General features: G+C 65.8%; 13 protein-coding genes and 2 tRNA genes. 5 read left to right on the top strand and 10 right to left on the bottom strand.

Annotation, left to right across the window (positions count from 1 at the left end):
* The first annotated feature begins 25 nt into the window (after positions 1-25).
* Positions 26-100: transfer RNA gene (locus C2R22_RS13980), tRNA-Val, on the top strand.
* Between the two features lie 168 nt (positions 101-268).
* Here C2R22_RS13980 and C2R22_RS13975 read toward each other — a convergent pair.
* Together C2R22_RS13975 and C2R22_RS13970 are read right to left on the bottom strand one after the other, a co-directional pair.
* On the bottom strand, positions 269-853 hold the full coding sequence (locus C2R22_RS13975; RefSeq protein WP_173862805.1) for a YdeI/OmpD-associated family protein: 585 nt from the start codon (positions 851-853) through the stop codon (positions 269-271).
* 647 nt (positions 854-1,500) lie between these two features.
* A complete protein-coding gene (locus tag C2R22_RS13970) occupies positions 1,501-1,977 on the bottom strand; it encodes a cation:proton antiporter regulatory subunit (protein ID WP_162562505.1) in 477 nt (158 codons plus the stop codon).
* Positions 1,978-2,064: 87 nt separating this feature from the next.
* Here C2R22_RS13970 and C2R22_RS13965 point away from each other — a divergent pair, with 87 nt between their 5' ends.
* Positions 2,065-2,268: a hypothetical protein gene (locus C2R22_RS13965; RefSeq protein ID WP_103426297.1), complete on the top strand. Its 204-nt coding sequence runs from the start codon at positions 2,065-2,067 to the stop codon at positions 2,266-2,268.
* 43 nt (positions 2,269-2,311) lie between these two features.
* On the opposite strand, the gene trpG is transcribed toward C2R22_RS13965, so the two are convergent.
* Genes trpG through trpD form a run of 4 tightly spaced genes read right to left on the bottom strand, consistent with a single transcriptional unit; the run spans position 2,312 to position 6,365 of the window.
* Complete coding sequence (gene trpG, locus C2R22_RS13960) at positions 2,312-2,989, bottom strand: anthranilate synthase component II (RefSeq protein WP_103426296.1); 678 nt, start codon at positions 2,987-2,989, stop codon at positions 2,312-2,314.
* Positions 2,986-4,674, bottom strand: coding sequence for an anthranilate synthase component I (gene trpE / locus C2R22_RS13955; protein WP_103426295.1), 1,689 nt, complete (start codon positions 4,672-4,674; stop codon positions 2,986-2,988). The genes trpG and trpE overlap by 4 nt, the downstream gene beginning before the upstream one ends.
* Positions 4,671-5,333 (bottom strand): phosphoribosylanthranilate isomerase, encoded by a 663-nt coding sequence (locus C2R22_RS13950; RefSeq protein WP_103426294.1) that lies wholly within the window; start codon positions 5,331-5,333, stop codon positions 4,671-4,673. The genes trpE and C2R22_RS13950 overlap by 4 nt, the downstream gene beginning before the upstream one ends.
* 6 nt (positions 5,334-5,339) lie before the next feature.
* Entirely contained in the window at positions 5,340-6,365 is a 1,026-nt protein-coding gene (gene trpD / locus C2R22_RS13945; protein ID WP_103426293.1) for an anthranilate phosphoribosyltransferase, read from the bottom strand.
* Positions 6,366-6,887: 522 nt separating this feature from the next.
* On the opposite strand from trpD, the gene C2R22_RS25120 reads away from it, so the two are divergent.
* Both C2R22_RS25120 and C2R22_RS13935 read left to right on the top strand, forming a co-directional pair.
* Entirely contained in the window at positions 6,888-8,918 is a 2,031-nt protein-coding gene (locus C2R22_RS25120; protein WP_162562504.1) for a DUF7289 family protein, read from the top strand.
* A gap of 135 nt (positions 8,919-9,053) precedes the next feature.
* Positions 9,054-9,128, top strand: a tRNA-Val gene (locus C2R22_RS13935).
* Between the two features lie 110 nt (positions 9,129-9,238).
* Here the strand turns inward: C2R22_RS13935 and C2R22_RS13930 are convergent.
* Positions 9,239-9,430, bottom strand: coding sequence for a hypothetical protein (locus tag C2R22_RS13930; RefSeq protein ID WP_103426292.1), 192 nt, complete (start codon positions 9,428-9,430; stop codon positions 9,239-9,241).
* Between the two features lie 405 nt (positions 9,431-9,835).
* Between C2R22_RS13930 and C2R22_RS13925 the strand changes: the two genes are divergently transcribed.
* Positions 9,836-10,114 (top strand): hypothetical protein, encoded by a 279-nt coding sequence (locus C2R22_RS13925; protein ID WP_103426291.1) that lies wholly within the window; start codon positions 9,836-9,838, stop codon positions 10,112-10,114.
* Between the two features lie 399 nt (positions 10,115-10,513).
* Here C2R22_RS13925 and C2R22_RS13920 read toward each other — a convergent pair whose 3' ends face one another.
* From C2R22_RS13920 to C2R22_RS13910, 3 genes are all read right to left on the bottom strand, one after another.
* Positions 10,514-11,224, bottom strand: coding sequence for a hypothetical protein (locus C2R22_RS13920; RefSeq protein WP_103426290.1), 711 nt, complete (start codon positions 11,222-11,224; stop codon positions 10,514-10,516).
* Positions 11,161-11,754, bottom strand: a complete 594-nt coding sequence (locus tag C2R22_RS13915; protein ID WP_162562503.1) for a DolP-mannose mannosyltransferase — start codon at positions 11,752-11,754, stop codon at positions 11,161-11,163. The genes C2R22_RS13920 and C2R22_RS13915 overlap by 64 nt, the downstream gene beginning before the upstream one ends.
* Before the next feature lie 430 nt (positions 11,755-12,184).
* Positions 12,185-12,949 (bottom strand): glycosyltransferase family 2 protein, encoded by a 765-nt coding sequence (locus C2R22_RS13910; protein WP_245902770.1) that lies wholly within the window; start codon positions 12,947-12,949, stop codon positions 12,185-12,187.
* Positions 12,950-13,046: the final 97 nt, after the last annotated feature.

Raw genomic sequence — 13,046 nt, 5'->3', positions numbered from 1 at the left:
CGCGCCCGGATACCGATGGGTGCGCGGGTTGGTGGTCTAGCCCGGTTATGACGGCTCCTTCACACGGAGCAGGCCGGCGGTTCGAATCCGCCCCAACCCATAATTTTTCCACTCATTCTCAAGTAGGTCACCTCCTCGCAGTCACGCGATTCTGCACCGATTCGCAAAGGTTGCTGATTCTTAATCAGCAGGTGACGTGTGCCGGGTCTCCACTGTCTTACGAGAAACGGAGATTTCTTCGGGGCTGGTTGCCTCTACCGAGGCCACATTACAGCCGCCGCTTGTTGTTCTCGTCGTATGCTCGAAGGTCTTGCGCCGCAAGGCCAACCGTTCGTTCGATGCGCTTTTGCTTTGTCTCGTCCGTCTTTGCCTCCTCGACGGCCGCGATGAACGCGTGCTGGTCAGTGTTCGAGAAGTTCTGGAAGTTCTCCCAGGCAGTCTCGTTCTCACGTAGCGCCGCCTCGAGTTCGGCCGGGATCTCGTGGTCGTCGGCGAGTCGATAGGCATCCGCCCACTCTCCCGACTCCTTCGCCGCTTCGACGAGTTCCATCCCGGCCCGGGTCATCTTCCCCACCTCGATCATCGCTTCGACCCGCTCCTTGTTCGCCTTGGACCACTTGCTGTCGGGTCTCCTGGGCGTGAAGCGACGCGTGTACGTCTCGTCGTCGATGCCCTTGATCAGGCCGTCGACCCACCCGAAGCAGAGCGCTTCCTCGACCGACTCGCCGTAGCCGATACCGGATCGCTCGGCGTCGACTTTGTAGTAACCGACCCATAGCTCCTCGGCCGTGTCGTGGTGCTCTTCCAACCAGGTGCGGAACTCGTTGCGAGATTCGAAGAATATCGGGTTCATGATTCAAGAAAGACATCGCGTGTCGATAACCATATTCCGAATGTGGGCGCGTGGGCATTCACAGAGGATTGGAGATGGAATCACGTCTTCGGTAATGCCTTCGCTTTTCCCGACCGCTCCGAACACGTCCTGGAATAACGACCTCTCGTGCTGCATTCGCGCCGTGTATGCAGCAACGTCCTCACCAAAATACTCGCCCTCTGTCAGGAGTGCTGTGACCGATACAGAGAGTAAGTACACCACGCGAACGCTGTTCGTTTCATGTTTTTGGTTATGAAACAACTGACCGGTGGGGTTGCGAGTACATCAGTCAGATGACTGATGAAGCTGCCAGCCTAATACGAGAATCACAATCGGCTCTCCAATAGCGCCGATTACTCCTAAGGCACCTCCCTCGCTGGTTGGTACCCTATTAATCTGTAACGACCCCGCTATACACGCACTAAACCTGCATTGGCAACTGACGTCAACGCCAGCGAATCAAAGTGTGCTGGGAACTGCTGTGAAACGGAAGGACCGGAGGCTCGGAAACATTCGTCGAGTCAACCGTTGGGTGGCGCTGCACCCTGCGAGTGAAGCGACCGTCACAGTGTCGAACAACACATTCGGCGAGTGATCGTGGAGCGTTAGTTTCGGTGCCTCCTCAATTAGCTCAGGAACGCTTCGAACGCCTCGTGTTCGGCCTTCGAGCCGACGACGACGAGGACGTCCCCGGCCTCGATCCTGAACGAGGAATCGGGGTTGGAGTGCGTGCGGTCACTCCGTTGAACCGCGATCACCGACACGCCCGTCCGGGTCCGGATCCCGCTCTCACGGAGTGTCTGGCCGACCACCGGCGCCTCGTCGTCGACTTCGACCCACTCGATATCCGCGTCCTCAAGTGCGTTCTCGAGGTCGGTGTCGACGGACTCGAAATAACTGCCGTCGAATATCTCCGCCAACCGCCTGGCTTCCCGCTCACTCAGTTCGAAGAGCAACTCGCTGTTCGCATCGGCCTCCGACCGCCATCTCACCTGTCGCTCCCCCTCGTTGCGGATGATGATCGTCAGCTGGCGGTCGTCATCGAAGGTGACAACGAACCGATCTCCCGCGCCCGGTATCTGCGTCTCTCTTACGTGGTACACCGGAGCACGAGCGGGTGGACTCCGTGCGCTCGATATCGACTGTCGAAAGCTCCCCAAGCTTATGCCGCCGATGGGTGAGAGGTGCGTATGGACCTCGCTTCGACCGTGCTCCAGTTCGGCCTCGCGTCCGGCAATCCGCTCGTCCAACTCCTGGTGTTGGTCGTCGCCATCGGCCTCGTCGTCCTCGTCGGTCGTATCGTCCTCAAAGTCGCGTGGCGACTGGTCACCATCGCCGCCGTCATCATCGGTCTCGTCATCTTGGTGTCGATGTTCCTCCCCGGCCTGCTCTGAGCCCTGAGAACGTCCCGTCGCGGCCGCAGCGACCCCTTCGCAGTCACTTCTCGACGCCGACGCTGGCGAGGAAGTTCCGGACGACGTCGTGTCCGACTGCTGTGAGGACGGACTCGGGGTGGAACTGCACGCATTCGATGGGGTACTCGCGGTGTCTGATACCCATGACGAGTTCTTCCCCGTCGTGGTCGGTCGTCGCCGACACGACGAAGCAGTCGGGAACCTCGCTCGCGATGAGCGAGTGGTAGCGACCGGCGCGGAAGCCCTGCTCCAGCCCCGCGAACACCCCTTCCCCGTCGTGGTCGACGGGGAACGCCTTGCCGTGGATGGGTTCGGGGGCGTGTCCGACGGTCCCTCCGTAGGCGTGAACGGCGGCTTCGAGACCGAGACAGACGCCCAGGGTCGGCACCGTCGGCGAGAGTTCGCGGAGGACCTCGTTCGTCACGCCGACGTCGCGGTCGTTCTTCGGGTGGCCCGGACCGGGGCTGATGACGAGCGCGTCGGGGTCGGCCAGTTCGATGTCGGAAAGCGACGCCGTGTTCTTGAAGACGACGAGTTCGGGTCTCGGCTCCTGCTCGGAGAAGTACTCCACGAGGTTGTACGTGAACGAGTCGAAGTTGTCGACGACGACGAGCGTCTCCCCCCCTGCGCCGGGTTCGACGTGTGCGCCCGCCTCGCGCAGGCGGTCGAGGCGCGTCTCGGCCGGGTGGGCGGAACTCATCGCGACACCTCCTGTTCCTGCCCGTGCTCGTGCTCCGTGGACGACTCGTCGGTGTCGACCCCGGCGTCGCCGTTGGAATCAGAGCCGGGGTCGACTTCGATGGCTTCGAGCGCCGCGAGCACGCCACCCATCTTCTGTTCGGTCTCCTCGTACTCGCTCTCGGGGACCGAATCGGCGACGATGCCGGCGCCGGCCTGCACGGTGACGACGTCCTCCGTCCCGTCGGTCCCGTCGGTCCCGTCGACCGGGACGCCGTGTTCGATGGTCGCCGTTCGGATGACGATGGCGAAGTCGGCGTCGCCGGCCCACGAGTAGTAGCCGACGCCGCCGCCGTACACCCCGCGCGGTTCGCGTTCGAGGGCGTCGATGATCTCCATCGCGCGGACCTTCGGCGCGCCCGTGAGCGTCCCCGCGGGGAACGCCGCCCGGGTGGCGTCGAACGCGTCTCTCTCGCTCGCGAGCGTCCCGGTCACGGTCGACTCGATGTGCTGGACGTGCGAGTACTTGAGGACGCTCATGAACTCCTCGACTCTCACCGACCCCGGCTCGGACACCCTGCGGACGTCGTTGCGCGCGAGGTCGACCAGCATCGTGTGCTCGGCGCGCTCCTTGCCGTCGGCGAGCATCTCGCCCGCCAGACGGCGGTCCTCGACGGGCGAACTGCCCCGTGAACAGGTGCCCGCGATGGGGTTCGAGACGATTTTCTGCCCCTGCACGGAGACGAGCGTCTCGGGCGAGGCGCCGACGATGGAGCGGTCCCCGTGTCGGAGCAGGTACATGTACGGCGAGGGGTTCACCTCGCGGAGCGCCCGGTAGAAGCCGCGCGGGTCGACCTCGCCGTGGAGTTCGCGCTTGCGGGAGATGACACCCTGGTAGATGTCGCCGTCGAGGACGTGCTCCTTCGCGCGGCGCACGGCGTCCTCGTACGCCTCGCGCGGGCCGGTGCGCTCGGAGTGACGGACGAACCCGCCCGGTTCCGACACTCGGCCCGAGGCGAGCGCCTCGGCGACCGACTCGGCCTCGGCGACGAGGTCAGCGTAGACGCTCTCACTCTCTTCGGCGCTCACGACGGGCGTGAACACGAGCGAGACGGTGTCGGCGGCGTGGTCGAAGACGAGCGTCCGCGTCGTCAGGACGAACTGCGCGTCCGGGACGATGGGGTCGGGTCGCTCGATTCCCACCTCGTCGAGCCAGAGGTCGTAGACGGCGTCGTAGGCGAGAAAACCCACGAGACCGCCGTCGAGTTGCTGGCGCTCGCGCGGGGGGAAGCCGACGCGGGGGAGGTCCGGGAGTGCCTCCCGGAGGGAGTCGAGCGTGTCGCCGCCGTTCGGCGTCACGTACCTCGCGGCGGCCCCGCCGAGGTCTTCGACTTCTGTTCCGTCGGGCCAGACGGAGACGACCGCGTCGGGGTCGTAGCCCACGAACGAGTAGCGGGCGTGGCGGTCGCCCGCGCCGTCGGGTTCGAACGCGCCGTCGGGGTCCGACGACGGCGTCTTCTCGGCGGATTCGAGGAGGAAGCCGTAGTCGCTCTCCCCCGAGAGCGCCGTGTACGCGGCGAGGGGCTCGACGCTGACGTCGAGCGTCGCCTCCAGACGGGCGACGACCGGTCCCTCACCGGACTCGTCGTGGCCGTCGAGGAGCGCCGCGAACTCGTCGGCCGAGCGGTCGAACGAGACGCCGCTCATGCGGTCACCTCGCTCTCGTCCTCGGCGTCGACGCGCCGCACCGCGCGGACGAACCGGCGGACCGCGGCCGGGTCCTTCGTCCCGCCCTCGGACTCGACACCGCTGGCGACGTCGACGCCGTACGGCGCTGCCGTTCGGACGGCCTCGGTGACGTTCTCCGGGGTGAGTCCGCCGGCGAGGACGACCGGCGAGTCGAGGTCGGCGGCGAGGGCGCGGGTGGCCTCCCAGTCGTGGGTCTCGCCCGTCCCGCCCGCGCCCTCGTCGGTCGTGGAGTCGACGAGCAGCGCGTCGACGACGTCGTCGAGGCCGCGCGCTCTGTCGCCCTCGCTCGCGTCGACGGTGACGACGACCTTCGTCGACGACTCCGCACGGACGAACTGCAGTTCCTCGCGGTCGAAATCACAGTGTAACTGGAGGACGTCCGGCTGGATGGTCCGCGCGAGCGTGACCGCGTGGCTCGGCGACTCGGGCATGAGGACCAGTGTCGTCGTCACGAACGGAGGGGCCGCGGCGACGAGGTCGGCGGCCGTCCCGGAGTCGACCTCCCGCGGCGTCTCCACCGGCACGTCGGCGATGAATCCGACCGCGTCCGCGCCGGCGCCGACCACCGTTTCGAGGTCGTCTTCGGAGGTCACCCCGCAGACTTTCACGCGCGTCATCGGGCGCTACGCCTCCGAGGCCGGTTCGGCCTCGTCGGTCCGCACACAGAGGTCGTCGAGTTTCGCCGCCGCGTGGCCGTCCTCGATGGACGCGCGGGCCTCCTCGACACCCTCCTCGATGGATTCTGCGAGGCCGGCGACGTACACCGCCGCGCCCGCGTTCGCGAGGATGATATCGCGCTTGGCCCCGTCGACCTTGCCGGCGACGATGCCGCGGAGGTCCGCGGCGTTTGCTTCTGGGCTTCCTCCCGACACGGCGTCGACGGGCGCCGACTCCAGCCCGATGTCCTCGGGGACCAGGGTGTACTCCTCGATCTCCGAGCCACTCACCTCGGCGACGCATGTCTCGCCGTGGAGACCGATCTCGTCCATGCCCGCGCCGTGGACGACGAGCGCCCGCTCGACCGGCATGTGCGCGAGCGCGCGGGCGATGACGGGCACTAACGCCTCGTCGTAGACGCCGAGCACCTGCGCCTCCGCGCCCGCGGGGTTCGTGAGCGGGCCGAGGACGTTGAACAGCGTCCGCATGCCCAGTTCCTTCCGCGGGCCGATGACGGCCTTCATCGCGGGGTGGAACACCGGCGCGAGCATGAAGCCGATGCCGTCGCGTTCGATGGCCTCCTCCACCAGCGGCGGTTCGGCGTCGACGTCGACGCCGGCGACCTCCAAGACGTCGGCGCTCCCCGACGACGAGGAGACCGAGTAGTTGCCGTGCTTGGCGACGGCCACGCCCGCGCCCGCGGCGACGATGGCGCTCGTCGTCGAGACGTTGATGGTGCTGTAGTCGTCACCGCCCGTCCCGCAGGTGTCGACGAGGGGACGCCGGTCGGGGTCGATAGTGCGCGCGGCGTCGCGCATCCCCTGTGCGAACCCGGCGATCTCGGTTTCGGTCTCGCCCTTCGCTCGGAGCGCCGCCAGCAGCGCGCCGATCTGTGCCTCCGTCGCCTCCTCGAAGACGAGGCGCGCGGCCTCCCGTGCCTCCTCGACCCCGAGGTCCTCTCCGTCCGTCACGCGTCTGATGTACTCCTGCATTGGTAGTCACCGATGTATGTATTCGGGTTATGATGGACAAATCAGTACATCTGCTTAAGACTGTCGGGTCGCCGGCCGCTCGCGGATGGACGACCACCCGCCGCTCGATACCGAAGAGTATCGGCATTAGAGTTATTCGGCTCAGTAGCGTCTCTTCGGATGGCCCTCCGGAAGGTGACTGTCGACGGCGATTCGACCCGGGTCTCACCGTCTCGAGGGACCAAAGGGGGGAGGGGGGAGAACACACCGGTTGGCCCGGACAGGGCGGATTCGGTCCTCGTGTCCCGGCCTTCCAGAGCGATCCACGACCGGCGACCGTCGTTACCGCTCGCCGGCGTCCCACGCGGTTCGGCCGGTGCACCCGGCCAACGTCACTCCAGCCACGTAGTGAAAATGGAATCAGTTCTGATAGCGGGGGCAGAGCGTTGATGACGACGCTCCGTGACCGCCACGCATGTGTCGGAGGTCACCGTCGCTCTCACGAACGTTTCCGTACCCGCTCTCCGGTGGGGGGTGTAACGCGTGTCCGTAGCGCGGCCGGCCGACCGGGCCCAGGCGGACGTCCTGGGGTTCGTCCTCCTCGTCGGACTCGTCGTGGTGAGCGTGACGGGCGTCGTCGTGATGGGGGCGCAGGGGCTCGGCGCGCTCCAGGACGAGGCGTCCGGGAAGCAGGTCCAGCACGCGTTCACCCAGCTGGACTCGGTCGGCGCGGAGGTGGCTCTCGGCCGGTCGGACGCACGCACGGTTCGGCTCGGCGTCCGTGACGGCGCTGTCCGCACGGTGCCGACCGGGGAGTTGCGACTCGCCTACGAGGACGGCCCGACCATCCACACGCAGACACTCGGTGCGGTCGTCTACCGCCACGGCGACACCGTCGTCGCCTACCAGGGGGGTGGCGTCTGGCGCGGCACAGAGAGCGAGAGCCGGATGGTCTCGCCGCCGGAGATACACTACCGCGACGGGACGTTGACCATGCCGCTGGTCGTCGTCAGGCCCGACGGGACCGATGCCGGAAACGAACTCGTCGTCCGGCGGCTCTCCCAGCAGCCGAACCTCGGCCCCGGAACCGTCCGGAACGACGTAATCGTCCTCTCCATCACGAGCGAGTACTACGTGGGCTGGGCGCAGTACTTCGAGACCCGCGTCGACGACGCCCACGTCTCGGTCGACCACGGGACGGAGACGGTCACCGTCGAACTCGGTCGCCTCGAGTTCGACACGACGTTCCCGGACGCGATTCAGGCGCACGGCGGGGCCGTCGAGGTGTCCACCGGGAACGCCGAGATCAACGGCCCCGTCACGGCGGAGGGGTCGATCTCGGTGGCGCAGGCGGGGAGCATCACCGGCGAGACGGCCGCCCACCAGTCGCTGTCGACGCCGGCCATCGACGAGGCAATCCAGCAGCGGGTCACTGACGCCCCCGGCGACCCCGACGTGACGGCACAGGACATCTCCGCGGGGCAGACGCTCACGAGCGGGCGCTACTACGACAGCGACGGCTTCTCGTTGAGCGGGCCGACGACGGTCGACCTCTCCGGGGGGAACGTCACCTTCCTCGTCGACGGCGACGTGGACGTCGACGGCGGCGAACTGCGCGTCGTGAACGCCGGCGCGAACCGCCGCCTGCGGGTCTTCACGACGGGCGACCTCACCGTCCGGGGCGGGAACGTCTACGTCGCGCCGCGAGACCCCGGCGACCCCGACGACATCGACGCCGACCGACTGATCGTCTACGGCGAGTCGGACATGCAGGTGGCGATGGTCAACGGCGGGTCGTACTTCGAGGGCGTCATTTACGCGCCGCGCGCCGCGGACGCTCCCGGCGTCAACGACGCGATGCCCACCGCCCAGACGCAGTGTCAACTCGACGATGGGAGTTACGCCGACACCTGTCTCGGCACGGGTAACTTCGTCGTCGACGGCGCCATCGTCGGCGGGCCGGCCGCGGTGCGGCAGTCGACGACGGTGAACTACGACGCCGACCTCGCCGACCTGACCATCACCGTCACCGCCGACGAGGTGCTCGCACCCGACCTGACGCACCTGCACCTCTCGGTCAACGAAATCGCCATCGAGGGCGGCGGCACCGCGGGTGCGACGCCGACGGTTGTTCCGACCGCCACCTCGACACCAGCCCCGACCGCGACACCCGGACCGACCGCCACACCGGCGCCGACGGCGACGCCGACACCAGTCCCCGGTGACGAGTCACCCGAGGTCGACATCGACGCCGTCGACGTCGCTCGCTACGACACCCAGCCGGGTCCGAACACGAAGTACAAAGACGACGTGACGGTCGACTGGGGCGTCTCGGACGGGGACGGCGACCTCGCCGGTGTGGAGATCATCGTCGAGGACGTCAACGGGACCTGTGGGGTACAGACGCTCACACCCGGCGCGACCGGTAGCGCCGCCACGGGCGTGGAGACGATCACTTTCGGGAGCCACACGGGTCCGTCCCAGTGTACGCCCGGCGGCGAGTACGAGGTGACACTCACGGCCACGGACGCGAACGGGAACACCGCAAGCGAGACGGGGTCCGAGAGCGCCTGACCCTCTGGGGTCGCGTCGGACGACCGCCCGACGCGCGCCGCGGAATCGCTTGCCGACTCCTGACTTCGCAACCCTTAATTAGGTCCCCGGGATACGGAGTAATGCGTTCGAGACGAACGCCGCACGCAACCGGATGGGTTGGTGGTCTAGTCTGGTTATGACACCTCCTTGACATGGAGGAGGCCGGCAGTTCAAATCTGCCCCAACCCACTCCTTTATTGCGGTTTCACCTACACAAGTAGGCTCTTCAAGTACGGACTTGTCGAACTCCCGAGTAGGCTGTGGAGCGCTCGGTGGTGGTGACCCGCTCCGTCGGACTCCTAGTCGCTCTCGGCCTGCTCGCTGACTCCCTCGATCTCGTCCGCTCCCTCGCAGTCACGGCAGAAGAAGTCCATTCGTTGGACGTGACCGTCCTCCAAGCGAACGTCGACGACGACCTCTTCCGACCCACAGTACGGGCATTCGGCCCACGGTTCGGGAGTTACGCGCACCGGAAACGTCTCGCGTTCCATACGTCACCGTGTCACCGCTCCCGGTCAAAAGGGTGGTGCCTGCCTCTGACACGTGGCCCACGTGGTGAGCGGGAGACACGTCTATAGGGGACGCTCACCGACTCGCTCTCACCTGCCGGTCGTGGTCGTGGCTCCGGCCCGCCGACCGTCGTTCGCGGTTCAGCAGCACCGACGCAGTCGCATCGCCACTGCTTCAGGAGAGACTGTGTTGACGTGCGCCTCGGCCAGAATGTGTCAATTTTATAAATTCACGCCCCGAAACGTGGGTCGGCCCCTGACAACGTGCTCCCCTCCATTCCACAGTCGTCCGGCCCCTCCGTCAGCGACAGCGCCCGTCCCTCGGGTGCTGTTCGGCGAGCGTCGGGCGCGAGCACGGACGTGCAGGTGCGCTTCACGTCACCACGTATGATCGAAGACATCACCACCTTGGTCCCCGGTGACCTGGTCAAGGTCCCCGTAGAGAACCAGACGCACAAACGACTCCTCATCGTCGACGACCGGTCCCCCGACCGCGACGGCGCCGTTCCGCTCCTCGGCGAGCGGGGCGGGCAGTATCACTTAGAGCAGACGAAGGACGTCGTCCACCTGAACCACCTCACACAGCGCCGCGGTGACTGGATCGGCGAGGAGACGTTCACCGTCGATCAGATAGAGGTCAACCCAGAGGTCGAACTCGAACACTGAGCGGCCCGACGGCGTCGATAGCGTCACTCGGCACAGGTAGGGCCGCCTGCCTCAGTGCCACACGAGAGCGCCGCGGTTCCGGTCGGACGGTGAGCGTCTCGGACTCCGACTGTGCCTCGTGGGCGAACGGGCGCTACCGTCACCGGAGACGACCCGTTCGGCGATGAACGTTCCCCGAAGTACGTCGGCCCCTCGAACGATTCGGCCAGCAGGCGTCACCCGAGCGGCACGGCACCGCTCCCTGCCGGGTACACCGTCTCGGGGACGAGCGGTTCGAGAGAACGAAGCGCTCGCGCCGTCACAAGCGGCTCCGGCTCTCGGACGATTCCGAGGGCCCCGCACTGTTTCCCCCGCGGCCGCATCGACTCCGATTCGAGCCCCGACCGGACGGCGTCGCCGTCACAGGAGGTGGAGCAGCCCCCCGCTCCCGCGGTCGCGTTGAACCGCCCGGACCTCCTGGAGGTCACTACAGCCCGATAGGTCGCCGCCTCCGACTGACTGCAGCCAGTTGACCTCCATCAGCGAGAGCCGGTAGTGGCACGTCTCGGGCACCTCTCGGTTCCAGTAGTAGTACCTGACGTCGTGGGTGTCGTCCGAGACGGCCGAGAGTTCGAGCGCACGCTCGTTCGTGCGGAGGTCGTCCATCGGGACGGGCGCAGGCGTATCCGTGGCGGGGAACACCAGTCCGACGGAGCCGAACGCGACGAGGTTCACCACGACGACGCTCACGAGCGCGGCCGTCAGCGCGTACCGCAGTCGCTCCGTCGTCAGTTTCGCCGACAGGAGGCCGACGCCGATTGCGACGAACGCGAGCCCCGGAATCAGATCGGTGTATCCCCCGACGTCGAAGTCGACGAACAGGATGACGAATCCGAACCAGCCCGCACCGACGAGAAGCCACCAGTCTTCACGTTCTAGTTGATCGCGTGCCCCGCGCCAGAGCCCGTACACTCCGAGGAGGACGAACGGGGACGCCCACTTGAAGTGAACGACGCCGGCGACGAGACGCTCGAAGAGCCTCGCGCTGTCGTCGGCCAGCATCGGAATCAGCACCACCTGTGCGACCATCTCCGAGGTCGAGTGCCACAACACGACGGTCGGGGCGAGCATGACGACGGTGAAGACGACCCCCCGAGTACGACGGCACCGGCCGTCCGCACGTCCGACCGGTGGAACGCGAGTCCGACCACGAGCAGCGGAAAGATGGCACCGAGTTGCCAGTAGCCGACGCTCGCGGCGGCCAGGGCCCCGCTCGCGAAGGGATGGTCGTTGAGAATCAGATAGATCGCGAGTAGACCAGTGAGGAGAAGCAGATACTTGGCTTTGAACCCGTACGCCGGGCGAATCGCGAAGCCCGGGAGGAGCAGCATGGAGAACCCGGCGACAGTGCTCGCGAACGCGTTGCCCGTCAACTGGTGAGTGAGTGCACCGACGAGGAGGACGATTCCGATGACCGCGAGCACCATCAACCCGACGTTGAGATACTGGTAGAGGTACATGTCGTCGCCAGCGATCAGCGAGAGAATCGCCGTGGTCTCGAACGGCAACGGTAGTTTGGGCTCCCACACGTCGACGTAGAGTCGTCCCCCGTTCGCCAGGTGCCATCCGATGTGCTGAAAGACACCCGCATCTGGAGTCATCGGCGGTCGTTCGTACGCCGAAGTCAGTCGCCATACCTCGACGAACTCGACGAGCGCCGTTATGACGACCAGTGTCGTCACCCACCACCGCTGGTTGGACGAACTTCCTCGACTGCGTAGCAGGTCTAACGGGAGGGCTTGACGGAAGCGATTCATGTGTTGGAGGGGCGAGGGGAGAGAGGGCTAGCCCGTGCGTGGCTGCCGCTATGCTGGATGTGCATCGGTTATCTGTGGGCGGGGAGGGCGCGTTGGTCTGAATTCGTTTCGTAATCTTCGCTATCGTTCGGTTTTCCTGTCACTTGTTCTACTTTTTCCGAGGCCGTACGTCAGTAAAAGCCTTCTGGCCCGATCCGATCCCACTCCGTCTTGAGCGCACGAATCTCCAGCTTCCCACGTAATATGTGTGTCAAAGAGATACCGAACGATCAGATTATCGCTGGGACCGTCGTTTCGAGGCGAGCCCCATGATGCGCCCGGCCCCACGCGCGAGCGTCCCACCGGCTTTCACCAGCGTGAGCTTCGGGGTTCGACGAACGTAGTGAAGCGGGTTGAGTATCGATTTGATGACGGCGAGCCACTGTTGCTGCACCGGCATTCCCCGTCGATCCCAGTAGTACGGGGTCTGTTTTTCGAGTTTGTACTGCTTCAGCCAGTAGTCCGAGATCGAGTTGGCGTACGGGTGGTCGACCACCGCCTCGGGTTCGTAGTAGATCCGATACCGCTCGATGACCCTGTCGGCGAGTTCCTTCTCCTCGTGTCCCCAGCCCATCTCCTCGTCCCACCAGCCGACGTCCGCGAGTACCTCCTTTCGGATCGCCATGTTGCACCCCCAGAACCGGTTGATGTACCGCGGTTCGTCGCCGAAGTCGTAGTGACTCGTCAGTTCACTCTCGAAGATGTCGTTATGCGGGTGAACCGTGCGCCCCGAGAGCGCGTCCTCCGTCTCGAGCGCCTCCGAGACACGGCGCAGATAACCCTCCCGCGGTCGGGAGTCATCGTCTATGAAGACGATTTTTTCCGCTTGGGCCGCCCTCGCTCCCTCGTTGCGGGCCTTCGTGACGGGATACTCGTCCTGTATGAGGACTTCGTAGTCGTCGAAATCCCCCTGCTCGAGGTGTTCTATCGCCTCTACCTCTCCCCGTGGTTTTAACGTTGGTATTACAACGCTGATGTCCATCCTTCCCTTTCCACTCATCTGGTTGTTTGTGTCCAGTCGTTTAAATATTCGGTACTTTCTGTCTCACGCTGCTTTCCCGGTTGAGGGTATCGTCCCACAGGGCGGCAGTCCCGCG

This window comes from Salinigranum rubrum, assembly GCF_002906575.1.
In the GTDB taxonomy this organism is placed as follows: Archaea; Halobacteriota; Halobacteria; order Halobacteriales; family Haloferacaceae; genus Salinigranum; species Salinigranum rubrum.
This window is presented reverse-complemented; position numbering and strand designations above follow the sequence as displayed.